The 22962-nt window shown below is 57.5% G+C and carries 23 protein-coding genes and 1 riboswitch; of the genes, 7 read left to right on the top strand and 16 right to left on the bottom strand.

What is annotated here, in order from left to right:
- Positions 1-3 precede the first annotated feature (3 nt).
- From fdxA to typA, 5 genes are all read right to left on the bottom strand, one after another.
- Positions 4-321, bottom strand: coding sequence for a ferredoxin (gene fdxA / locus HBA49_RS07665; RefSeq protein ID WP_005523419.1), 318 nt, complete (start codon positions 319-321; stop codon positions 4-6).
- Between the two features lie 143 nt (positions 322-464).
- The gene (locus tag HBA49_RS07670; protein ID WP_005527094.1) at positions 465-935 is read right to left on the bottom strand and encodes a hypothetical protein; all 471 of its coding nucleotides are present in this window, start codon (positions 933-935) and stop codon (positions 465-467) included.
- On the bottom strand, positions 932-1915 hold the full coding sequence (gene mshB, locus HBA49_RS07675; protein ID WP_005526946.1) for an N-acetyl-1-D-myo-inositol-2-amino-2-deoxy-alpha-D-glucopyranoside deacetylase: 984 nt from the start codon (positions 1913-1915) through the stop codon (positions 932-934). Before mshB ends, HBA49_RS07670 begins: the two co-directional genes overlap by 4 nt.
- A 69-nt stretch (positions 1916-1984) precedes the next feature.
- A complete protein-coding gene (locus tag HBA49_RS07680) occupies positions 1985-3763 on the bottom strand; it encodes an ABC transporter family substrate-binding protein (protein ID WP_005527396.1) in 1779 nt (592 codons plus the stop codon).
- 30 nt (positions 3764-3793) lie between these two features.
- Entirely contained in the window at positions 3794-5707 is a 1914-nt protein-coding gene (gene typA, locus HBA49_RS07685) for a translational GTPase TypA (protein WP_005523428.1), read from the bottom strand.
- A gap of 503 nt (positions 5708-6210) precedes the next feature.
- Here typA and HBA49_RS07690 point away from each other — a divergent pair.
- From HBA49_RS07690 to HBA49_RS07705, 4 genes are all read left to right on the top strand, one after another.
- Entirely contained in the window at positions 6211-7011 is an 801-nt protein-coding gene (locus HBA49_RS07690; protein ID WP_005527090.1) for an Rv1157c family protein, read from the top strand.
- Complete coding sequence (locus HBA49_RS07695; RefSeq protein ID WP_005523449.1) at positions 7011-7544, top strand: ribonuclease FAU-1 family protein; 534 nt, start codon at positions 7011-7013, stop codon at positions 7542-7544. Before HBA49_RS07690 ends, HBA49_RS07695 begins: the two co-directional genes overlap by 1 nt.
- Before the next feature lie 133 nt (positions 7545-7677).
- A complete protein-coding gene (gene arsC, locus HBA49_RS07700) occupies positions 7678-8034 on the top strand; it encodes an arsenate reductase (glutaredoxin) (RefSeq protein ID WP_005523452.1) in 357 nt (118 codons plus the stop codon).
- A gap of 4 nt (positions 8035-8038) precedes the next feature.
- On the top strand, positions 8039-8848 hold the full coding sequence (locus HBA49_RS07705; RefSeq protein ID WP_005523454.1) for a trypsin-like serine protease: 810 nt from the start codon (positions 8039-8041) through the stop codon (positions 8846-8848).
- Here HBA49_RS07705 and HBA49_RS07710 read toward each other — a convergent pair.
- The 6 genes from HBA49_RS07710 to HBA49_RS07735 form a co-directional block, all read right to left on the bottom strand.
- Positions 8845-10449, bottom strand: coding sequence for a peptide ABC transporter substrate-binding protein (locus tag HBA49_RS07710; RefSeq protein WP_005527353.1), 1605 nt, complete (start codon positions 10447-10449; stop codon positions 8845-8847). The genes HBA49_RS07705 and HBA49_RS07710 overlap by 4 nt on opposite strands.
- 29 nt (positions 10450-10478) lie before the next feature.
- Positions 10479-11024, bottom strand: a complete 546-nt coding sequence (locus HBA49_RS07715; protein ID WP_005527280.1) for a nucleoside/nucleotide kinase family protein — start codon at positions 11022-11024, stop codon at positions 10479-10481.
- Positions 11025-11030: 6 nt separating this feature from the next.
- Positions 11031-11783 carry an energy-coupling factor transporter transmembrane component T family protein gene (locus tag HBA49_RS07720; protein WP_005527242.1) on the bottom strand — a complete coding sequence of 251 codons (753 nt, stop codon included), beginning with the start codon at positions 11781-11783 and terminating at the stop codon, positions 11031-11033.
- Positions 11764-13206: an ABC transporter ATP-binding protein gene (locus tag HBA49_RS07725; protein WP_005527411.1), complete on the bottom strand. Its 1443-nt coding sequence runs from the start codon at positions 13204-13206 to the stop codon at positions 11764-11766. The genes HBA49_RS07720 and HBA49_RS07725 overlap by 20 nt, the downstream gene beginning before the upstream one ends.
- Before the next feature lie 30 nt (positions 13207-13236).
- Positions 13237-13860 carry an ECF transporter S component gene (locus tag HBA49_RS07730; protein ID WP_040432341.1) on the bottom strand — a complete coding sequence of 208 codons (624 nt, stop codon included), beginning with the start codon at positions 13858-13860 and terminating at the stop codon, positions 13237-13239.
- Positions 13860-13981: riboswitch (TPP riboswitch) on the bottom strand. Its footprint overlaps the gene before it by 1 nt.
- A 146-nt stretch (positions 13982-14127) precedes the next feature.
- Positions 14128-15015, bottom strand: coding sequence for a 2-dehydropantoate 2-reductase (locus HBA49_RS07735; RefSeq protein ID WP_005527362.1), 888 nt, complete (start codon positions 15013-15015; stop codon positions 14128-14130).
- Positions 15016-15042: 27 nt separating this feature from the next.
- On the opposite strand from HBA49_RS07735, the gene HBA49_RS07740 reads away from it, so the two are divergent.
- A complete protein-coding gene (locus HBA49_RS07740; RefSeq protein ID WP_005527048.1) occupies positions 15043-16008 on the top strand; it encodes a DUF808 domain-containing protein in 966 nt (321 codons plus the stop codon).
- 177 nt (positions 16009-16185) lie between these two features.
- Positions 16186-16956: a hypothetical protein gene (locus tag HBA49_RS07745; RefSeq protein ID WP_005527187.1), complete on the top strand. Its 771-nt coding sequence runs from the start codon at positions 16186-16188 to the stop codon at positions 16954-16956.
- A gap of 18 nt (positions 16957-16974) precedes the next feature.
- On the opposite strand, the gene HBA49_RS07750 is transcribed toward HBA49_RS07745, so the two are convergent.
- Positions 16975-17478 (bottom strand): GNAT family N-acetyltransferase, encoded by a 504-nt coding sequence (locus tag HBA49_RS07750; RefSeq protein WP_005527017.1) that lies wholly within the window; start codon positions 17476-17478, stop codon positions 16975-16977.
- A gap of 160 nt (positions 17479-17638) precedes the next feature.
- Positions 17639-17962 (bottom strand): hypothetical protein, encoded by a 324-nt coding sequence (locus tag HBA49_RS07755; RefSeq protein ID WP_040432343.1) that lies wholly within the window; start codon positions 17960-17962, stop codon positions 17639-17641.
- A gap of 189 nt (positions 17963-18151) precedes the next feature.
- Between HBA49_RS07755 and HBA49_RS07760 the strand changes: the two genes are divergently transcribed.
- Complete coding sequence (locus tag HBA49_RS07760; RefSeq protein WP_005527506.1) at positions 18152-19312, top strand: hypothetical protein; 1161 nt, start codon at positions 18152-18154, stop codon at positions 19310-19312.
- Between the two features lie 15 nt (positions 19313-19327).
- On the opposite strand, the gene HBA49_RS07765 is transcribed toward HBA49_RS07760, so the two are convergent.
- The 3 genes from HBA49_RS07765 to HBA49_RS07775 form a co-directional block, all read right to left on the bottom strand.
- Positions 19328-20161 (bottom strand): carboxymuconolactone decarboxylase family protein, encoded by an 834-nt coding sequence (locus HBA49_RS07765; protein WP_005527036.1) that lies wholly within the window; start codon positions 20159-20161, stop codon positions 19328-19330.
- A gap of 160 nt (positions 20162-20321) precedes the next feature.
- Entirely contained in the window at positions 20322-20852 is a 531-nt protein-coding gene (locus HBA49_RS07770) for an NAD(P)H-dependent oxidoreductase (protein WP_005527341.1), read from the bottom strand.
- Between the two features lie 314 nt (positions 20853-21166).
- Entirely contained in the window at positions 21167-22855 is a 1689-nt protein-coding gene (locus HBA49_RS07775) for a DUF262 domain-containing protein (RefSeq protein ID WP_005526977.1), read from the bottom strand.
- Positions 22856-22962: the final 107 nt, after the last annotated feature.

Here is a 22962-nt window from a genome sequence, read left to right on the forward strand (position 1 = left end):
GGTCTACGCCTGCGGGGGCAGGTCTGCGATCAAGGGCACGTCGAAGTCTTGGGGGCCTAATTGTTGTGCCCCACCCGGCGAACCGAGATCGTCGAAAAAGGCGGCGTTGGCGTCGATGTAATCAATCCACTCGTCGGGAACATCATCTTCGTAGAAAATGGCTTCGACCGGACAAGCAGGTTCGCAGGCACCGCAGTCCACACATTCATCGGGGTGAATGTAGAGGCTGCGCTGACCCTCATAGATGCAGTCGACGGGGCATTCTTCGACGCAGGCTCGGTCCATGACATCAACGCAGGGCTGTGCGATAACGTACGTCATTGGTGTGTTACTTCTCCATGGTGGGGTCGGGTAAAAATTGGCGGTCAGTCACCCGGAGCTGGGTGAGAACTCCTTCGTGACCATGTATGTATTTTTTCCGGGTATTTTCATTAATACTCGGTATGAGTGACTGACCTATTATGTCACTTTTTGACAAATAGTGGCCAACTTCCACCTAGGGCCCCGGCCACCATAAGTAATATACTGCGGATATTCGAACCGATGAGTTGGTCGCCGGTGAATGAAAATGTGAATGCGATGAGTATAATCCCGCCCAACCACACCCATAGGGGGATGAGTGCCAGATAGGGGTTTTTCGTCCAGAGCAGCGCGGTTCTGGTGAGCACCATATTGAAACAGAACGCGATGGGAATGGTGTAGGGTACTGCCACCCCGAACATCCAGGTTCCCAGGTAGATGACCTCTAGGAACATGCTGATAATGGCGCCTAGGCAGAGCCAGGCCATGCCGGCGACGGCCTCACCCCGGGTGGCGGTGCGATAGAGTCGCTGCACCGCCGGTTGCTGCTTTGGTGCTTGCTGCGGGGTAGCGGATTGTGGGGTTGCCGGCGGGGGTGTGTCCGGGGTTGGGGCCGACGGTTCGGTATCGGTCACGACCCCGCGCCTCCCCTATGGTCGTCGGCCCCGGCTTCTCCATCAGTGGTATCACCGGCACCGTTACTGCTGCGGCCGGCTTCGAGTTCGCCGGCGACCAGCGCCTCGATGGTGTTCCGGGTGGACACGTTGACTACCGTGCCGATTTGGTAGTGCTCGAACCGGAGCAGCGGCTGGGTAATCAGGTTGGAGAGGGCAAAGACGAAGGGGGCTTTTTCTGGGTCGATGATGGGGGCAAAGGCTGCCACTGGGTTGGTGTCGTTGATACTGCCATCGGCGATCCATAGTTGGGTGGCATGCGCTTTCATGGCCTGCACTTTTGCTGCCAGGGCCGCGTCGGAAAGCCGCACCTCAATGTCCGAGGAGGTAACACAGGCGATTTCGTTTGGTTGCGGCATGCGCCATCCGGCGGTGGTGGGGGCGGTAATCACGGCAACGCCTTCGTCGAATCGCCGCCGGTCGGTCACGGCCCACAGGATGGGGGTGACTAGGTTGCGTTGTTCCACGGCCCTATGGGTGATTTCGTGCGCCTTGATGTGGTCGGGGTGCCCGTATCCGCCGTCCGGCCCGTAGGTGATAATCAGGTGCGGTGGGTGGGTGAGGAAGATGCTTTTGAGCTGTTCCACGGCCTCGTCACCGGCGTTCGTGAAGGCTCGGGGGTGCTGGTTTGCCGGGTCACCGGCCATACCCGAGTCGCGCCAGCAGCCTGCGCCGCCTAAAAATGTGCCGCGAACCCCGAGGGTTTTCAAGGATTTTTGCAGCTCACGGATGCGGAATCCGCCGAGCTGGTCGGCTTTGTCGGCGACCAGGTTAGCGTAGGGTTCACCAATGACTTCGCCTTGCTCGCCCAAGGTGCAGGTCACAACGAGCACGTTGGCGCCGCGCATGGCCAGGTCGGAAAGCATGCCGCCGGTCCAGATTGCTTCGTCGTCGGGGTGAGCGTGTACTGCTATGACATTGACGCCGTTCAGGTTTTTCATAAGGGTCCGTTTCGTTGTGGGATGTGTATGGTTGTGTGGTTGCCACTTAGTGGTGGCACCTGTTCTTTACTAGTTTTTGCTGTGCCAGGTGTCAACGGTGGCGTAGCCACGCGGCCATTGGTTCAGGTCTGGGTCCGGTCCGGTCACGCCGGTTCCTAGGACTTCCAGTCGGGTGTCGATGGCAATGACGGTGCGTAGGGCTTCGTCGGTTTCGAGGTGAGCCAGGTGTTCGGTGAGTTCATCTTCGGTTTTTTTGCCGGTGAGATACTCGTTAATGAGTATTTGGGTGTCGGCCTGGCAAAACCCGGAACGATTCGACCCTAACAATCCAATGTTAGGGCATGCATAACTGTCGGCAAGATTTGCCCCACTTTTGGCCACGACCGCATCGACTTGACCGCGGGGAATGAGGGTTTGCATGAGTTCATTTGTGTCCGCGCTTTTCATGGTGACGCGCACACCGTGCCGAATGAGCGAGTTCACGAGGGTTTTTGCGGCGCTGGCGACCACAGGGTCGGAGGGGTCCACACCAATGATGAGGGGACGGTTGAGGGTTTGCAGGCCGATGGGGTCGGTGGTGTTTTCGGGGGTTTCGCCGGTGCCGGTCGCGCCGGTTTCGCCGGTGACGGTTGGTTCGGCTGCCTCGGTTGTGGTTTCTAGTGACATGCTGCTTCCCGTGATGGTGCCACCAGGTTTGTCCACGAGAGTGAGGTCAGTTCGGCGGTTATAGGCGATGCGGGTGATGAGTCCCGGATCAATAATGGATCGAAGTTCTTTGCGGAGTGGCTTAGGAAGGTGGCTGTTCGCCACGATTTCGAGCCCATATTTGTCGGTTTCGGTGCGCACTTGGGTGCCGGGCACGAGCGAATATGCTTCCTTGGAGGTTTCGGTGGGGGTCACATCCATGAAGCTGATCTGCCCGTTTTGAATGAGTTCGATGCCTTGGTCGGTGCTGCGAATCTCCCTGAAGTTCAGGTTTTCCACCAGCGCGGGCTCTTTGCCCCAAAACCGATCGTTGCGGTTGAGCGTAATAAGCCCCCGGTTCCGGTCGTAGCTTTTCATGGTGAATTTTCCGGCGGACACGGGAATCGTGGAGCTAAGGGCGGTGGCGAAGCTCACGCCGCGGAGCACGTGACTGGGGAGGATATGGTCGAACAAGGTGCGCCATTCGGCAATGTCTTTATTGAAATCCACTTCGATGGTTTTCCCACCGCCACTCGAACGTATGTCCGTAATAGCCCAATAGCCGGCGGGGTTGAGCGTACCGGGGGTGTTAAGCATAGAACTCCACAGGTATTCGAAATCCGCCACGGTAATCGGCGTGCCGTCGCTCCATTGCGCGCCGGAGGCCAGCCGGTAGCGCACGGTTTTCACGGGTGCGGGTTTGTCGGTTTCCGCGTCATTACTATCTGCTGGCTTCGCGGTGGTGCTTGTCGACGTCGGCCGGGCGGCCGATACGCTTTGCGACGTATGCCCCTCCGGGTGCTGAGCATTCGTGACGGAGACAACCTCACCATTACGATTGAGTTCCTCCACCATAACCACCAGGTCGGTGTTGAGCCGCCCATCCACAAAAATACTGGGCAGAGTGAGCCGAGCCAGGGTTTGGATGAACCTGGAGTCGTCAGCAAGCAGGTGCGGGTTGAATCCGGAATGCACCGGGTCAATCCCCAGGGCCAGTTCTTTGGCCTGTTTGCGGGGAGTGGTGGTTGTGGTGGTGGGCTGCGTGGCCTCGTTATTGGATTCTTCGATCGGGGCGGGGCCGGGTGATGCGGCACAGCTGGCGAGGGTGCCGATTACGCACACCGCTACCACCGATAGGAGTGAGGCGCATCGCAGTTTTGTCATAGGGACTAGTGTACTTCCCTACCCCACGGGTTATTTATTGCGGGCCTTTTCTTTGGAACGAGCCCGGGCCCGATCGGTGGCGTTCAGCAGAACCTTCCGCACCCGCAGCGAGTTGGGGGTGACTTCCACGCATTCGTCCTGGCCGCAGAATTCCATGGCCTCGTCCAGAGACAACACATGTGCCTTGGCGAGGGTGACAGTCGCGTCCGCGGTAGCCGAACGCATGTTCGTCAGCTTCTTTTCCTTGGTGATATTGATGTCCATGTCTTCATCACGGTTATTGGCACCAACAACCATGCCCTCGTACACTTCCATGCCCGGCTCGACAAAGAAATTTCCCCGGTCGGCGAGCTGCTGGAGGGCATAGGCCGTGACCTGGCCGGACCGGTCGGCCACGAGCGACCCCGAGGCACGATCCTTGATCTCACCGGCCCAGGGGCGAGATTCAATCGAATAGGAGTTCGCAATGCCGGAGCCGCGGGTTTCGGTAAGGAAGGTGGTGCGGAACCCGATGAGACCGCGAGCGGGAACGTCGAATTCCATGCGCACCCAATCGCCGGACAGGTTGGTCATGGAGGTCATGATGCCCTTGCGGTTGGCCATGAGTTGGGTGACGGCACCCTGGTGTTCGGCGGGGGTGTCGATGACCATGTGGTCGAAGGGCTCATACACGTGGCCGTCCACCGTGTGAGTCACCACCTGGGGCTTGCCGACGGTCAATTCGAATCCCTCCCGACGCATGGTTTCCACCAGAACGGACAGGGCCATCTCGCCACGTCCTTGCACTTCCCACGCATCGGGCCGCTCGGTGGGCAGCACCCGGATGGATACGTTACCGATGAGTTCCTGGTCGAGGCGCGCCTTGACCACGCGGGCGGTGAGCTTATCGCCGCCCCCCTTGCCGGCCAGGGGGGAGGTGTTCACGCCGATGGTCATGGAGATGGCCGGCTCGTCCACGGTGATGCGCGGCAGGGCAACGGGGTTTTCCACATCGGCGAGAGTGTCGCCGATCATGATGTTGTCGATGCCGGAGATCGCCGCAATGTCGCCAGCGACCATAGCTTCGGAGGTGGATTCCCGGTCCACGCCAACAGTGCGAAGCAGTTCGGCAATCTTCACGTTTTTAATGTGCTGGTTGCCCTCGTCGTCGTAGTGAATCCACGCAACCTGTTGGCCTTTTTTCAGGGTGCCGGCGTGGATACGCACCAGGGCGATGCGTCCCAGAAAGGAAGAAGAGTCCAGGTTGGTGACATGCGCCTGGAGGGGGGCGTCGATGGTGGCGGACGGCTCGGGCAGTACCTCGTGGATGACGTCGAAAAGCGCCTGAAGATCGGCGGCGTCAGGAACGTTGCCATTGCCCGGATTTTCGGTGGACGCCTTGCCTTCCCGGCCGGAGGCGTAAAGAACCGGCAGGTCGAGGAGGGTTTCGGCGGCGGCCGCGGCCTCGGGGTCGTCCAGCGCGGAAGCCAATTCGAGGAGGAGGTCTTGGGATTCCTCCACCACCTCGTCGATGCGGGCGTCGGGGCGGTCGGTCTTATTCACCACGATAATGACGGGCATTTTGGCAGCCAGGGCCTTGCCCAACACGAACCGGGTTTGTGGCAATGGCCCCTCGGAGGCGTCGACAAGCAATACCACGCCGTCGACCATGGAGAGCCCGCGTTCAACTTCGCCACCAAAATCGGCGTGGCCAGGAGTGTCAATGACGTTAATAATGAGGTCATTGCCGTCCTTGCCTAGCCCCTTGCGGCGAATGGCGGTGTTTTTTGCGAGGATCGTAATGCCTTTTTCTTTCTCTAGATCACCGGAGTCCATGACGCGATCAGCAACTTCCCCGTGGTCACCAAAGACGCCGGACTGTTCCAGCATGGCGTTCACGAGGGTGGTTTTACCATGGTCGACGTGCGCGACGATGGCGACATTACGAAACTCTGGATGAGACAACGAGTGCTCCTAGGGGGAAGAAAATGAAAACGAAACAACCTTACTCCACCACATGGGGGTAGCGCACATTCGACACTTATGGGTGAGGTGTTAAACACGTCTTTCCGCAATGTCGCCCCAGATCTCACCAAGAAGCTGCACATCTGATATTTAGCTTTTTACCTGCATTTTTTAGCTTTTTACCAACCTCTCTTCAGCAAGATCTTTCATCGCTCTCATTTTCGGGTTTTACCTGTGATTTTGCTTGAATTACAGCAGTGTAATGCTGATTTTTCTCTAACCCGGTCTTGACTTTCTGTCAGCTAATATTACTGTGATTACTGAAACGCAAGTGACTAATGATGCAATTGTGATTGGAGTGATTTATGGTTTTCCTTCTTAAAACCTTTCTCAACGAGTACACTCCCTTGGTGTACGAAAGGTCACAATGCGCCTTTAGCACTCGTTATTCAACGTTTTATCAATCCAAACCACCACACCCCTCAACGTGAAAGGTTGCCACTGTGCTACCAGCGCTTTCTCGCCGCGCCCGGCGCGCACTTGTTGGTGCGCTCACCGCAATTACCCTGACTGTGAGCGGAGCCACCGCGGCCTCCGCGGAAACCCCCCAAGAATTGGCTAAAAAGAAAGAAGAAGAAACCAAGATTGCCCTAACCGCGGCCATGGCCATTGGTGCCGGCAATCCCCTACCGGCAATGCCGATTTCGCTCATGGCCGGCCCCAAGGATTTCATGCCCGTAGACAATCTCGGCCGACCAAAGAAAGAGATTCTCGACCAGGCCCGTAACTTTGCTAACTCCACCCCAATGCCGGATCAGATCCGTGGCGCCATTCTCGCCGGCATAATGTTCTGGGAAGGCGGCGGCAAGTCGGAAATCAAGCTGCCGGAAGGCGCCGCCCCCAGGTTCAAACAGTTCTATTGGCCGTCGATTGCTTCGAAGTGCATTAATGCCCAGTCCGATGCCATTGGTTCGGGCATTGCCGTACCCGGGCCCACCGTCATCCCCGTACCGGGCGCCAAGGAAGGGGAAACCGCCTTCCTGTTTACCGCCCTGGGAACCGGCAAGCTCAATAAGACCGACATGAAGGTGTATTGGTTCAATCTCAATACTTTCAAGAGTGGTGTTGCACCCCTCGGGGGTAATGGTATTAATCCCGAAGGCCCAGCTACTGTGAGTGGCAATGCCCCCACTGGGAAGGGAAATGTCATTGCTGTAATGGATGGGTCAATCGACACGATAGAGAAAGAAAGTAATGCCCACTGCTCGTTTATTCCAACGGCCGCTTTCTTTGAGGTGAACTAATGACAAATCTACATCCAGTGAAGGAAGAAACCTTTAACCTGAAGGCCAATACGAATATTGACCCCAAAGGCTTCCTGCGCCGGGTAGATACCTATCGGGAAACCGAATTCGGGTTATACATGGCGCGTGGTGCCGACCACCCGAATTTTGGTTATCTAGAGAGCTGGCTTCTGCCAGAACTAGGACTACGCGCTAATATTTTTCACTACCGTGATGGGGTGACCGAGCGGGAAGATATCTACATTGATGTGGTGGAGATTTCCGTGGAAAATGACGTGTGGACTACCCGGGACCTGTATGTAGATTTGATTTGGAATAACGGGAATGGTGTGGAGGTTGTCGACATTGATGAGCTTGCCGCTGCCACATCAGCAGGGTTGATTTCGGCCGAAGACGCAGAGCGCGCCATTGAGGTGACATTGGCTGCGGTGGAAGGAATTACTCGCCACAACGATAGCCCAGCCCAGTGGTTGAAGTCACAGGGCATCACCATTGATTGGGCGAAGAACGTTACTTTGGTGCCGGTTCCATAACTTCATCCGCCTTGTGTGTTTATAACAGCGTCACCGGTCATGTCTCCGCCGTGTGGCGCTGTTATTTGTTTGTCTCGCCGATTCAGCGTGACGAGAAAGTTCATGTCCAGAATTTTTAGAGAATGTTATAGGTATGGGTTCTACTGTTACGATTTACCATAATGCGGATTGTTCCAAGTCCCGCGCCGCATTGGCGTATTTGGCTGAGCATGCACCGGATCGTGAGGTGATTGTGGTGAATTATCTCGACACCCCACCAAGCAAAAGCAAACTTGCTGAGCTCATCCGGCGGGGTGGTATGGGGGCACACGATCTGATTCGCACTGGCGAAGCCTGGTACCGCAAATTAGCATTAGACGAGACCATGAGCGACGATGACTTATGTGCCGCCATGGCTCAGCACCCAATACTTATCCAACGTCCCATTATTGAAACTGATAGTGGCGTGGTCATAGCCCGCCCCATAACAAAGATCGCGGAGGTCTTATAACCCCATGTTGAACTGGATGAAAAAGGCTGCGGTTGCCGCAGCGATTGCGATAGCTTCCTCAACCATAGTGGCACCGCCGGCGGGTGCTATCGCTGGCGGCCGCGTGAATAATGCCGACAGCCTGGCATTGCTTATTTTGGGTGGGTCGCAATGCTCCGGCACGGTTATCGCTCCCGAATGGGTGGTGACCGCAAAGCACTGTGTTCACCAGGGGAATTCCGCGATCTTCATTAAGAAGGAAAATTATTACCCCAAAGAGGCGGTGTTACACCCCAAGAACGATTTGGCGTTGATTCGCCTGGATCGTCCGACAAGCGCCACCCCCACGCCATTAGCAACCTCGCATTTGCAGCCGCAGGAGCGGGCAACTGTTGCGGGTTGGGGCGGTGACGAGCTCACGGGTGCGCTCATGGCCGACGCGGTGGTGCAGCGGCGGGTGCATAATCTGCCCGATCCGCTGGCTGGGGTGACGGTGATCGAGTCCCAGATTGAGCGGGGGCGAATCCAATTGGGTGATTCCGGCGGCCCGCTTTTCGACGACCAAGGGAAGCTGGCTGGTGTGCAGTCCGCAGCCGCCGGCCCGGGGACGGTGGCGTTCCACGTGCCGGTGACGGAAAATGTGGAGTGGATTTCCCGACATGCAGGCATCCCCCAGCCGCAGGTGACGGATCAGCCCAGTGATGATGTGGATGCTGCGAAGTATCCGACGGTAGTGCCACAACCGCGGATCCCGGTGACCGGCAGCTCAGTGTTGGAGTCGGTGCTGAATTATGGCCTGGATCTGCGGTCTATCCCCATCCCCATGTCCAGCTAGTTTTTGATGATTCGGTAATACAGTGGGGTGGAATCCCACCCGAATTTCACCTGTGACACCTGGGTGGAGTACCCACCCACGGCGTTATTATTCCACAATGGGATGGACGGTAAGTCCCGAAATAATACCTCCTCGGCCTGATGGTAGTAGCTGATCGCGGCCGCGGAGGTTTTTGCTTTGTCACCGGCGGCCACAAGGTTGTCAAACTCTTCCGAGGTGTAGTCGCCATTATTGGCGCTGCCACCAGTGGCGAATGAGGTGACCAGGAAGTTACTGATGAGGGGGTAGTCGGCCTGCCAGCCGGCGCGAAACGAGCAGCCAATGGTGTGGCGGGTGATGTCATTCCGTAGGGCCTTGTAGTTAGGATAGGGTTTCCCGACCGCATCGATGCCCAGGTTGTCTTTGAGTTGTTCAACCACGGCATCCACCCAGGCTCGGTGCCCACTGTCGGCGTTATAGGCGATGGCGAATTCGCCAATGTAGGGGGAAATAGCATTCGCCTGGTCCCAGAGTTCCTTGGCTTTGGTGGGATTGTAGCGCAGCACCTGGTGTCCGGGGATGCTAGCGGAATATCCCTTGACGATGGGGGCGGTGAAATCGACCGCCGGGGTGTACACGTTGTTGTAAATGGTGGTGGTGATTGCTTTCCGGTTGATGGCCATGGAGATTGCTTGGCGGCGCAGGTTTCCCTCTTCCCCGCTGAAATATTCCAGCTTTTGGGGGATGGTGATGAATTGGTTGACGGCGGTGGGTTGGTTAATCGCCCGATCCCCCAGGACGGCTTCGAACGTCGAAAAGGCGTTCGGCGGCATGGTTTCTAAAATATCTAATTTGTTGGTCAGAAGATCCTGGTATGCCTGCTCGGCTGTGGGGTAAATCATGAACCGCAGCCCATCATTTCGGCTTTTCCGGGGTCCATCGTAATGGTCGTTGGTCAACACCCGGATTTCTTTATCGTGTGTCCAATCCGCCAGCGTGTAGGGCCCATTGCCGACGGGGTGTTCGCCGAAGGCTGCCATGTTCTCGAACGCCACATCGGGCAGTGGGTAAAACGCAACATGTCCCAGCCGGTCGGGGAAATCTGCCAAGGGTTCGGCCAGTTCAATGGTGAAGGTGGTGTCGTTGACGATTTTTACTCCGGTGAGCGAGCCACTGCCGTCCGCGGTATACCCTTTGATCGGTTTGAAATAATTACTCAGGGACTGTTCATGGGTAACCGCATAATTCCAGGCTTTCACAAAATTATGGGCCTTCACCTCAGTACCGTCGGCGAATCTGGTTTTCCGCAGCGTCACCGTGTAGGTGCGGTCGCCGTCGAAGTCAATGGATTTGGCCACATCATTATGGGTTTTGCCGTCGGCGTCGTAATACACCAGGCCGGCGAACAAGGCGGTGATGACTTTCGTGCCGCCGGTTTCATTGGTGTCGGCTGGCAGGAGTGGGTTTTGTGGCTCAGCACCCCACACGGTGATGAGCTTGCGGGAAACCTCGTCTTCGCCGTTTCGGCGCACCGCCGTATTACAGCCCGTGAGCACTAGGGCGGCAATGGTAATGGTGGCAAGGATGGTCGCCACAGTGCGGATCTGATGATGTATCGGCATGACGCATTGACCTCCAGCAACGTAACGCGTTACTCCACATAGTATGTGATGAAGTCGTAGGCGCGGCGCACAACCTGCCCGGCATCCAACCCAGTGGTGTCAATCCATAGCGTGGGGACGAGGTCACCCAGACCCTGAGACTGCACAGCATAGTGGCGTTTTTCCTGCTCAGCCCACATTTCCCAGTAGGGTTCATAATAGGGGTCGCGCCGCATAGCCCGCCGGTAGCGGGTTGTGGCTTCGCCGGTGAGCATGATCGCCGCCACCTGGTGATCGCTTATCGACGCGGCCCGCAGCGTTTCAGCGGTGACCGCGCCCGCGCCCTCGATGATCTTCGCACCCGGCGGGACCGGCACCCACTCCCCTGCCCGATCATTCGCCCAATCCCACCGGTAGTAGCCGGGATCGGTGGTTTTGAGCACGCTGGCGGCAATGATGTCGGACCCCGCGGCAAGCCCAGACCAGCCGGGATAAAAATCATCCATATGAATCACGGGCAGCCACAGCAGGATCCCCAGGCGAGTGGCCAGGGTGGTTTTACCGGAGCCGGAGGGGCCATCGACCAGCACAATCATGGTGTTTCAGGCCCCCAGGAACCGGAACGAGCCGCACCACACCGCAATGATGATGGACATGGCCCCGGCGACAGCGCACGCCACCACCAGCAGGGTTTCCGCCCGCCCCCACCGGGATTCCCGCGCCCACGTGCGGGACACATCCTTCCCGAAACCCCGGGCCTCCATGGCGGTGGCCAGCTTCGTGCCCCGGCGCAGGGCCAAAACCAGCAGGCCAAACGTCATGGTCAAGGCCCGCCGAACCCGATTATGCCCGTCAAGCCCCCGCACCCGGCGGGCCCGCCGCATCGCCTCCCAGTCGCGCTGAAACAAGCTCACAAGCCGGGCGCCGGCCACCGTCCCAATGACAAACCTGGGTGGAAACTTGAGGATCTGGCTGAGCCCATCCCCCAGCTCGGTGGGGTCGATGGTGCCGAGCAGCACAATGACGGGCAGGCCCACGGCCAAAACCCGCACCATGATGGCAGCAGCCAACCCCAACGAATTATCGGTCACGTGTGCGAAGGCAACCGAGAAATATTCCCGGCCCTCGGGCCGGCCATACAACGCCATGGAAATACCCGACACCGGTGCTATCAGCACAATCGGCAGGCCACGGCGGAACAGCACCCGGTAGCTCACCCCCAGAATTGGGGCGCCGATGATCGTGCACGCGAGCGAAACCAGGGCGGACACCAGGTCGATACTCACCAACAGCGGGGTCGTAAACACCAAGAGCGCAATGACCCGGGCAACCGGGTTAACAGCCTGAAGATTCATGCTCACCCCCGGAAACAGTCCTGGTCATGGCTCGGGTGTGGTCGGCCATGGCATGGTAAAATAACTCATCGTGGGTGACCGACACCACGGTCACCCCGTCATCGGTGAGTCCCCGCAACAACTGCACCAATTCAATAAACGTGGTGCGATCCTGGCCGAAAGTGGGCTCGTCGAGAAACACCACCCGCGGCGTATTAATAAGCGTTGTGGCCACGCTCAGGCGACGTTTTTGGCCACCAGACAGGCTAAACGGATTCGCCTCCGCCAACTGTTCCAACCGCAATTGGGCCAGAATCTCCCCGGCCCGCTGTCGAACCGTGCCCTCCGGCAGCCCCAACACCTTGGTGGACACCAAAAGCTCCTCCAGCACCGTGCGGGCCACAAACTGATGTTCGGGATCCTGAAACACATACCCCATGCGCCGGGCCAGATCCCGGGACCTCCACTTATAGGGGTCCCCGCCCAACCCGGCGGCAATGTCGGGGTGCACCCCAACCGTGCCGGCGTGAGTGGGCAGCAACCCGCACATGCTGAGCAGCAGCGTCGACTTCCCCACCCCGTTCGGGCCGGTAATCACCGTCGACGCCCCCCGGGAAATCGACCAGGTAATCGGCACCATTCCCGGCAGCGGCTGCCGCCACCCGGTCACAACATCGTGCAGTTCAATGGCACTTTCCCCAGAGCCTGCCGCGTGCCCACCAGGCTCGAACACCGGATCGTGCCCGGGCATCCAGATGCCCGCGCGGGCGAGACTGTCACCGTAGTCGGCAATGATCCGGCCGATAGGGGCGTCGACAAGCAATTGGCGTTCCCCCAACACCATGCACCGATCAACCACCCCCTGCCAGGTAGCAACCCGGTGCTCAACAATGATCACGGTCGCACCGGTCTCCGCGGCCACCCGGGTGACGGCACGCACCACCTCCTGCACCCCGGCAGGATCCAGGTTCGCAGTCGGCTCATCCAGCACAATGATGTCCGCCCCCATCGCCAACACGCCGGCAAGCGCTAACCGCTGCTTCTGGCCCCCGGATAATTCCGCGGTCGGATGATCCAACGGCAGATCCAACCCCACCAGCTCCAGACCACGGCGCACCCGGCGCCATGTTTCTTCCCGGGAAACCCCCAGGTTTTCGCAGCCAAACGCCACGTCATCGCCGACCCGGGAAGCAATCACCTGCGAATCCGGGTCCTGCAACACCATGCCCACCACACCCGACACGGTGAGTTCCCCAGAGAAATCGCCGTCGTCACTGCCAAGCACCCCGGCGATGGCTGCCAAGAGCGTTGACTTGCCGGAACCCGACGCCCCTAAAAGCAGCAGTTTTTCGCCCCGGTCCACGGTAAAATCCAGGTCGGAAAAGGCGGGGTTCTTCCGACTGGCATGCCGGTACCCAAAGCCTCGCGCAGTAATGATTGCCATGGTGTTACCTCACACCCAACCCCACGCGGGTTAGGCGTCCACCACGGCGCGTCGTTCCCGGCCGACCGCAAACCGGTCCAGCGCCCCGGTGCGGGCCAGGGAAATCACTAGGAAATACCCCACCCCACCAGCTAAAACCGCGCCGGACACCAGTAGGGAACCCAGGTACATGGTGTTGTATGCCATGCCCTTCGCGGCGTTGCCGGAGATAAACAGTTCCAGCACGAACGCCCCCACGGCGGACCCCATGCCGGCCAGCACCGAGGTGACGAGCCCGAATTTCCGGTAGACGAAAACCGCGAAAATAAGCTCCGCGCCCAAGCCTTGGGCCAGGCCGGAGTACACGGTTTCAATGCCCCACTGGTTGCCGATGCCGGCGGAAACACAGGCGGCCACCACCTCGACGAAAATAGCGGCGCCGGGCTTGCGGATGACCAGGCCACCGACGACGCCCCCGAGGAGCCACATGCCGGTGGCGATGCCGCCCAGGCCGGGGGTGACGGCGTTGGCGGCGGTGTACCAGGCGTAGCCCACGCTGTTCCACACCCAGAAAATAAGGCCGATGGCGACCGCGAACACCGCGGCGATGATGATGTCGATGACTCGCCACGCCAGCAGTGGGCGGGCCGGATTGGAACTGATGGTATTGGCCATGTTCATGATCTCTTTCTTCCTAGCGCCGGTATGACCCGGATCAGGTTCAACGATTCGACGCACCATGTTTTGCGTCATCTCAGCCCACCTACATCAGGGGTGAACACTCGTGTATTTTTAAGCAGAATATAAAACGAATCTGCGTAATGCAAGCCTTATCGGGGGTGGATCGCCGGGTGGCTCGTTTTTCGGCATGCCCAGTTGACCACCGCCGGAGCCCTCGTGTCCGCCGCTACCCGAACCGCTATGCGAACGATACGTGACCGGTTAGTGAGCGACCGGATGGGCCTCGATGGCCTCCACCACCAGCCGATGGAGCGGTGCCACCACCCCGGCGCGGCCGGCCATGCGGCAGATGGCCCCCACCTGGGCGTCTAATTCGTTGGGATTGCCGGCCACAATGTCGCGTTGCATGGAGCTGGTGCTGGCGGGGTCCTGGATGTCGATGAACGCCATGGTGTCGGCCACAATGGTTGCGGGCAGTGCCACCTGGTTGGCCTGAGCCACGTGGGCGGCCTCGGTGATGAGTGCACGCAAGCTGTCCCGGTAGGTGGTGCGGAGCACGCCGATGGGTTGGTTCATGAGGGCCCCGAGGGCGCCGAAGGTGGTGACGAAGAGCGCCTTGGCCCACACGTCGGCGAGGATATCGTCCCGAATGGCCGGAGTGATAGGGGTTTTCGATAAGATTTCGGCGAGTTGGGCGGTAAGATCCCGGGTAGCTGGGTGGAGGCTGCCGAAGGTGAGGGTTTGAATATTACCGTCGTGGCAGGTAATTCCGGGGGCTAGTCTGGTGAGGAAGCTGCGTACGACACCCGGGATGACGTGTTCGGGCCCGTATTTTTCTACGGCCAGGTGTGGCATTTCCACGGAGTTTTGCGTGGTCAGGATGGTGGTTGTGGCGGGAAGTTCAGGCAGGTCTACGGGGCCTAGGGTTTTGGTGGCGAAAATGACGAGGTCGGCGTCGTCGGGGATGGTGTGGGCGACGTGGGCGTCGATGCGCAGGGTACCATCGGGGCCACGTAATTCCATGGGTGATTGGCTGAGCCAATCAAATGTGGCGCCTCGGGCGATAAAGGTGACATCGGTGCCGGCTCGGGACAGGTGCACACCAAGCCAGGTTCCGACGGCCCCGGCACCGTATACTACAATCTTCATAATTTCTACTGTAAGTGAGGTTTCATTATGCCCAGTGGTCTTGCCGCATTGCTTGACGACGTGGCCCTGATTGCCAAAGCCGCCTCTGCCAGTGTTGATGATGTGGCTGCTGCCGCGGCCCGCACGTCGGCCAAGGCCGCCGGTGTGGTGATCGACGATACGGCCGTCACCCCACGGTTTGTGGCGGGTGTGACGCCGGCGCGGGAGTTGCCGATTATTTTCCGCATCGCCAAGGGCTCGGTGGTGAATAAGATCGCCATTATTTTGCCCATCTGTTTGTTATTGAATGCCTTGGCGCCGTGGGCGCTCACACCGCTGTTGATGTTAGGCGGCCTGTACCTGTCGTTTGAGGGTGCGGAGAAGGTGTGGGAGTTTTTCTCTGGTCATAATGAGGATGCGGAGGAAAAGGCCGCGGCGAAGGATGAGAATACGTTGGTGCGGGGTGCGATCACCACGGATTTAATTTTGTCCGCAGAGATCATGGTGATTTCGCTGAATGAGGTGGCCACCAAGAGTTTTTGGATGCAGCTTGTGGTGCTGATCGTGGTGGCCTTTGTGGTGACTGCCATGGTGTATGGCGCGGTCGCGGTGTTGGTGAAGATGGATGATGTGGGGTTGAAGCTGTCCGCGGGGGAGAACGCGTTTCGAAAGAGGTTGGGCCATGGGTTGGTGACTGCCATGCCGAAGGTGCTGCACACGATTTCTATCATTGGCATGTTTGCCATGTTGTGGGTGGGGGGCCATATTCTGCTGGTGGGGGCTAATGAATTGGGGTGGTATGCCCCTTATGAGTTGGTGCACGGGTGGGCTCATCACGTGGCGCACCTGGGCGGGTTTGTGGAATGGCTGGTGGAAACGCTGTGTTCGCTGGTGATTGGCCTGGCCGTAGGGACGATCGTTGTGGTAGTGCTGCATTTCACGCCTCGCCGTAAGGCGAAAGCCCCCGAGGGTGCGCATGACGCCGAGGGGAAACCTGCGACCTCTGACGAATAGGCGGCAGGTATTTGTCAGGCGTCCACCCCCGCGGTGTTGTCGGGCAACATGGTCTGAGCTGCAAGGATCGCACGTCTGGGATTGGGGGGCGCAAGTTTTTAGCTACGGGAGTTTTACCGGACTTTCGCTGAATTAAGCTAAAAGGAGTAATGGCATAATCGGCGAAAGGGTAAGACTATGATGCGGCCGGCGCGGCGACGATTCGGGAAGATAGTGACAACGCTGCTGCTTCTCCCCTATTTGAGTGGTTGTGCCATTCCGTTTGCCCAGCAGTTCACCACCGGCGCTGGGGGTGTGTCTCCTTCGACCACGGTTGCTGCTCCCACCGCCACGACTTCGGCTGATGATGTGTCGGCCGGTGCGGCGGGGGGCTCGTCGAAAAGTTCGAAGAAGTCTAGTGCCGGCGGGGAGGAAGACGATGATCTTGTTGAGGATCCCAAATATTATTCTGCGTGCACGTTCCAGCACCGCAGCAAGGATGGGTTGCCGGAGGGGGAGAAAAAACCGGTTTCGGAGGCTGGTTCAGCCGATTATCCGGTGATGAAATTCCTGGGCTTGGCCCGCACAGTGCAGGGGGACACGTTTGTGTTCATCAAGTTCAAGCCGCCGATCACGAACTCCCGGGAGACAAGTTTTACTATTTATCCGAATCAGGAGCGTAAGGAGTTCATGCAGATTCGGGTGGCGCGGGATGCGGTTACGAGCACAACCTATGGGCGCGATAACCCGAACGACCTGTCCAATCGGGAGACCGGTAGCAAGGAAGCATATTTTGCTAGGGATCAGATTAACGATCCACGGTACAGCGGTAATGATGTGATTTTGGCGCGGATTGATAAGAAATATTCTCGCTCGTATCGGTTGGAGTCAGTGCTGACCATGGAGACCGATACGACGGTTTCGGAGTGTGCGTATAATCCCGACGATCCAAATAATAAGGCTTCGTAGGGGCGGTATCGTGCGTGGCTATTGCAGGTTTTTGAAATAGCGGGCGACTGGCCACCGCTGATAGCCTGCCGCTTCGTAGGTGTGTCGGGCGGGTGCGTGCCCCGGGTCGCCGCCGGTTTCGACCATCATCATGGTCATGCCGGCTGCCCGGGCCCGGTCGTGGCTGTGGTCCATGAGGGCGTGGCCGATGCCGCGGCGTTGAAATTGTGGGTCGACGGCCAGAATATACACCTCACCCATGGAGTCTTCTGGGTGGATTCGGGTGCAGACCCAGCCCGCTAGCTGCGGGGTTTCCGAACCGTTCTGACCTTGCAGCATTGCCACATCCACGGTGTGTGGTTCGTTGTCGAGGATCTTCCCCAGGTCGCTCAGCTGCCGTTTCTGCCATTCCTCCGGGTAGAACGCACCATAAACGAAACCGGGCACTGCGGCTTTGAGCTGCGGAAACACCGGCTCCCAGGCGCGTAGCGCTAGGTCGAGGGCGGCCTGACGCATTGGTGGTTCGTAGGGGATAATGTTCATGTTGGTTGTTTCCGTTCTGTTTTTGCTTGTCGACGCGCGACGCTAGCGATCATTGTCTAACGTATCGACTACCTTGTGCTTCTCGATCCGCAAAAGCGATCATGCGCCACAGTGATTCAATCCTATTTCCAGCAGCTGAATGAGCTTCCCTGTGAGTTCATCATCGTATATATGGTTCAATAACGTATACCTTCATTCCTCGTAGCGACTCTAAATCGACTACTGGGTCCATTGCTGCGAATTTCCGCACATTCTTCTGAGTAAGACCAATAATAGGGTCCTCCCAATCAGGATTATCAAAATCCCTATCATTAACCCACAAAGCCAAAAACGGTATCTTTAACTCCAGGTCAAGCCACGCACCAGACTCCACCAAATCATCCAAAAGTACCTCAGTAAAATAATCACGCATCCCTGGATACCGCCCCAACACTGCAGGTGGACGGGCTTCGTCAGCAACCCGCTGAAACAAACCTTTCGCCATGACCATCACCAACTGGATTCTCTGGAGGAAATTCTTTAGGTACCAGACTACCCATCTGGTAGCGCTTTCGAATGCCATTCCGGTTCACCTCTGGTCTCATGGCATATCCCATGGCCGTTCTCCCCCACCCGAACCTATAATAGGTACCACCTATCTTATGGCATTGACCCCGACGTTATTGGAGAACATATGGTTCCGGAATTAGTCCTTGCCGACCGCGTGCTTGCCCTGCATGACCAGTTGCTGACCGAGAAAGACATCCATGCGTTTCTTCTGGATACCGCCAAGTTTTTAGGGGGAAAACCGATAGAGATGTATGGTCCGGGGATCCGGTTTCGGTGGCTTATCGGCGACCGGATCATCGAAATGCGGGTGGGCATGCGAGGCGGCCAGCACTTGCTCACGGTACGGTCGTTTGACCGTAAACTCATCATGGATACCTATGAGTATTCGTCGTTAAATCAGTGGCTGCCGGACCTATGCCCGCCGCTTTACCTCTGGTCGGCATTGCTCGGCCCGGCACCAAAAAATGGTTGGTGGTGGCCGGGGTTTCCGGTGGTCACAACGTGGGATATTTTTGCGGTCACCATTGGCCGCATGCTGCAACACCTGCCGACCGATATTGCGCTAACCCCACCGAAATGGCGGGTTGGACTAGCCTACTTGTGGAATATTGGTGCGATCCCCTCCGGTTTTGGTGGAGTATGTGTGAGTGGTGAACGGGATGGTCTTGGTATTGATGCCGGTGCGGTCGGGATGAATCTGCTCATTCCCCGCACGCATTTGGATGCAGGGCTCGTGAACGTGACCGATGTGATCGCCGGCATGACACCCGGTCACTTGCTGTCGGGGGTGGAACATTTCGACGTTGAGGGGTTTGATTCGTGCCCCGTCACACCTGGCTATGACGGTCCTCAGGCGACCGGGGTGCCGCGACCTGGCATCACCCTCGACGAATTGCGGGCAATTATTATGACGGAGGTTCCGCCCGCCACGCCAGCACCATTGTCGCCCCTTGGCACTATGCCGCCCCAGATTGCGCTCACGATTCCGCAGGCCATCGACGCTATTGTCGACGCGGTCACTCACGAACGTTTCGAAACAATCCAGGTGTCAAAATCTCCCCAGGTAGGCGTCGACTCGCTCCAGGTCATCGACTACGCCCGGCAGCTTTGCGACGCCCTCACGGACCGATTCGGCTTCCCAATCGGTTTGGCGGCCAGTAGCGACCACCACTTCATGCGCATCTTTCAGATTGGTGGCGTTGGGGTGCAGGTGACCAATGCCCGTGATGAGGTAGCGGTCGTTATTAACCAGCTTGATACCATCTTGAGGGAAACGTATTGCTAGCAAGCATAGAGGTGATTAGCCATCCGATTCATCGAGTGCAAGATAGTCCGCATCGGATACGGGTTCGCACCATTCGGTTGAGGTGCCGGTGCCTGGGATTTCGAACGCAAGGTGACTAAACCACGAATCGCTAGCAGCCCCATGCCAATGCTTCACGTTGGCGGGAATCTCCACGATATCCCCTGGTTTCAGGGCGCGGGGCGCTTCGCCCCACGCCTGATACCAACCTTGCCCACCCATACAGATGAGAACCTGTCCACCACCGGATTCCGCATGGTGAATGTGCCAATTATTGCGGCATCCTGGTTCGAAAGTGACATTGAAAATAGTGATGGGATCCCCATCATGCGACAACTTGTTGAGGTAGGATTTCCCGGTGAAATACTCGGCGTAGGCTTCGTTAAGCTCGCCAAGGCCGAAGAGACCGCCATATGATCCGGGGCCTACTTGCTCATTGCCAATGGTCTCGCTTTCTACTATGCGATCTCCGACGACCATACCAGCATCGGCGTCGGCAGCAATCCTACTGTCGTCAAAATACACGTCCTTGGCCATACGGAAAGCAGCCCACGCATTGGGCCAACCGGCGTAAAACGCCAGTTGGGTGAGGATTTCCACCATTTCTTCCCGGGTAACGCCGTTTTCCCGGGCGGCAGCTAAATGGTGTTGTAGTGACGTGTCGACGATTCCCTTCCCGATGAGGGCGCTAATCGTCACGATCGACCGCATTTTCGCCGACAGCTCGGCCTCCCGAGACCACACTTCGCCAAAGAGGACGTCGTCGTTCAGCGCCGCGAATTGTGGGGCAAATTCGCCCAGGATATTACGACCAGCGGTTTGCTTTGCCATGATTGTTCTCCCATCATAAAAAGTCAGCTTCTACGTTACACTGCTTTATGATGTGGGCGTATATGGCATAGCCGTCACGATGAACAACATTGAGAGATACAAAACCGCCGATCGTCGTGGCGCGATCGGCGGCGTTGAGGCTGGTTGTTGGCCTGGGCTGTTATGCGCTGATTTCGACCAATCGGGCGATGAGCCGGTCGCTGTGCTTGGCTGCCAGGTCCGCGTCGGTGAGCGCACCGTAGGAGTACACGGGTTCCTGCCATTCCATACCGGTGAGAGCTGCGGTTTCCTGGAATGCCGGCATGAAGTCGGGCAAGTCGTGAGCCATCTTCTCGTGATAGACGTCCGCACCAGAACCTGCGGTGAAGGACAGCAGGAGTTTCTTACCGTGCAGGGCGGTACCACTGCTGCCATAGGCGAACCCGTATTCGAGGACGTCTTCGATCCACTTCTTCAACAGGGAGGGAACGTTATACCAGTAGATGGGGAATTGCAGAACAATGATATCGGCGTCGACCAGGGCTTCTTGTTCAGCCTTGGCATCGATGTTGAAGTCGGGGTACAGCTCGTCGAGACGGCGAACCTCAAGGATGTCACCATTGAACTTGTCTTCGAGACTCTCCAAAATGGCAGCATTCATGTTGGACCGATCGAGATGCGGGTGACCGGAAATAACGAGAATCTTACTCATGCATTTTTCCTTATATATCGATGTTTTCTGTAACCGGTAGTGCCAACGTGTCTGTCGTCGACACCACCATATGGTCAGGGCCACCCATGATAGCAATTTCTTCGGGTTGATGTGTGCACCATTCCGTAACCGGTTGGAGTCTTACACTTCCATGCCGGTGAACTAGACAACGCCTACGACCTACGTGTTTCATTCTCCGCTTGACGACACCCTGGGTTTGATACGGCAGCCGCCACCTTCGGGCGCCGCAAAGCATGGCGATAATTATTGCGCGCAACCTACTAGTAAGCGCTGCTCAAGGGCATTGTTTGCCGTCACCGAAGTTTCCACGTGTCTTCAAGGAGTCCGATTAACTCGATGTGACGTCGCATGACAACGTTCGGTGTCCACTTGGTTTCTTGCAGGACCCCGGTCGTGAGGGCGAAAACGGACACACCATTTTTCAGGAAATAACTCTTCTTCTTGTAATCAAAATCGTAGTTCCTGGCCCGACTGTTCTTGCTCTTATTGAGGAGCACCAAATTCCCCAGCCGATGGGTCCACCACGCCCGTTCGCCATCGCTAAACCACTCCAGCCACTGGCTACCTTCCTTGGGATTTTGCGGCAACACGTGCTCGATGCTGATGGTTTTGTGATCGTAGGAAACCCCGGGGTCGTCGGCCAGAATCGAATCGAGGCGTAGCAACACATACTTAGGCAACGCTGTCGATGAGGACGAATAGATTTCGCTATCCAACTGCTCCCGGGTGGCCTTCTTCTCATCCTCGCTAAGCTCAAACTCGGTGCTGCGCAGCCCATGCCCGGCAATGAGCTGCTTCAAAAGCGCCATATAGCGGGTCAGTCGCACATTCCGATACAACCGCCGCACCAGCATGCTTGCGGCCAGCCGCTCCAATTTTTCAAAAAACGCATTGAGGAACTTTGGGTCATCATCGTGTTCTTTCAACGCCCACAGGGCCACGGGACGCCAATCGTTATTATTCAACTGGCTGAGCCGCTTCAGCCAATTATTCACGCTCTCCCACAGGGGGCCGCCATGAAAATCCTGGGCGCGCAACCGCACATCGGCTTGAGCATACGGTTCCAGCACCTCATCAATAAAGGCCTCCCCCTGCCATTTACTAAGAATCTGCTCGGGGAATTCGGATAGCAGATTCCGGGTGGCATGAGCCTGGGTGAGAATCGCACGTATGTACACGAATAGCGTGCCAAACTCTTCCCGGCCAAGCTCCTGTTCCAGGTTCTCCCACCGATCCGCATATTCGCGGCGGGAGCTTTCCGAGATCTCGCCGATCACCTGCGACTTGAAAATATCCGAAGGTAGTAGCGGTAAACCACGCGCATTCATCACATTAAAAATCCGGTATGCACTATTAAGGTCGGGCGTACTCACCACAACCAGCATGGTTCTATCGCGCAACATTTTATACAGGTTCGCCAGATCATTGCGCGTCCAATCGAATAATTGTTCCCGTAGTGCTTTGACGTTATCGCGGATTGCCCGCTGCGATTCCGTCACCGCAAGGTTATTGCTCAACCGAACAACATCTTCCGTGGCATCGCTTTTTTGCACATATTGGTAGAAGAATTCGATGTCCCGCCGCCGCAGGGTGAGACGCGGCTTGGCTGGTTTCTCTTCCCACTCCACCGCGGGCTTTTCGACGCGCTCATGGATGTCCTTGCGCAGGCTGGGATCCTCCACAATGTCCCGTAATACCGCCAGCAACAGGGTCAGGGTCACGAGTCGTTGTTGCCCGTCAATCACCTCGGCGCGTGGCGATTGCGCATCCTTCACCAACACAATGGAGCCCAAAAAGTATGGTTCATCCAGGTCACGCTCCAAGGCTTCCTGCAAATCCACAAGCAGTTGCACCGCATGCTCCACACCCCAGGTGTAGGGCCGCTGGTACTCCGGAATGACGAATTCGTATTCATCGGTGAAGAGTTTGTCCAGGTTGATCTCAACTGCCGCAATTGGTTGCAATGGTACTGTCGTGCCCATTCTTCTCACTCACTGTTGCTACTAGTGGTTTCATAATCCCCCATATACTAGGCGATATTCAGACACCGGGAAAACTGCGGTTTCATCTCTTACGATCCGGTATTTTT

Origin of the sequence: Corynebacterium matruchotii (assembly GCF_011612265.2) — a bacterium.
Classification (GTDB): domain Bacteria; phylum Actinomycetota; class Actinomycetes; order Mycobacteriales; family Mycobacteriaceae; genus Corynebacterium; species Corynebacterium matruchotii.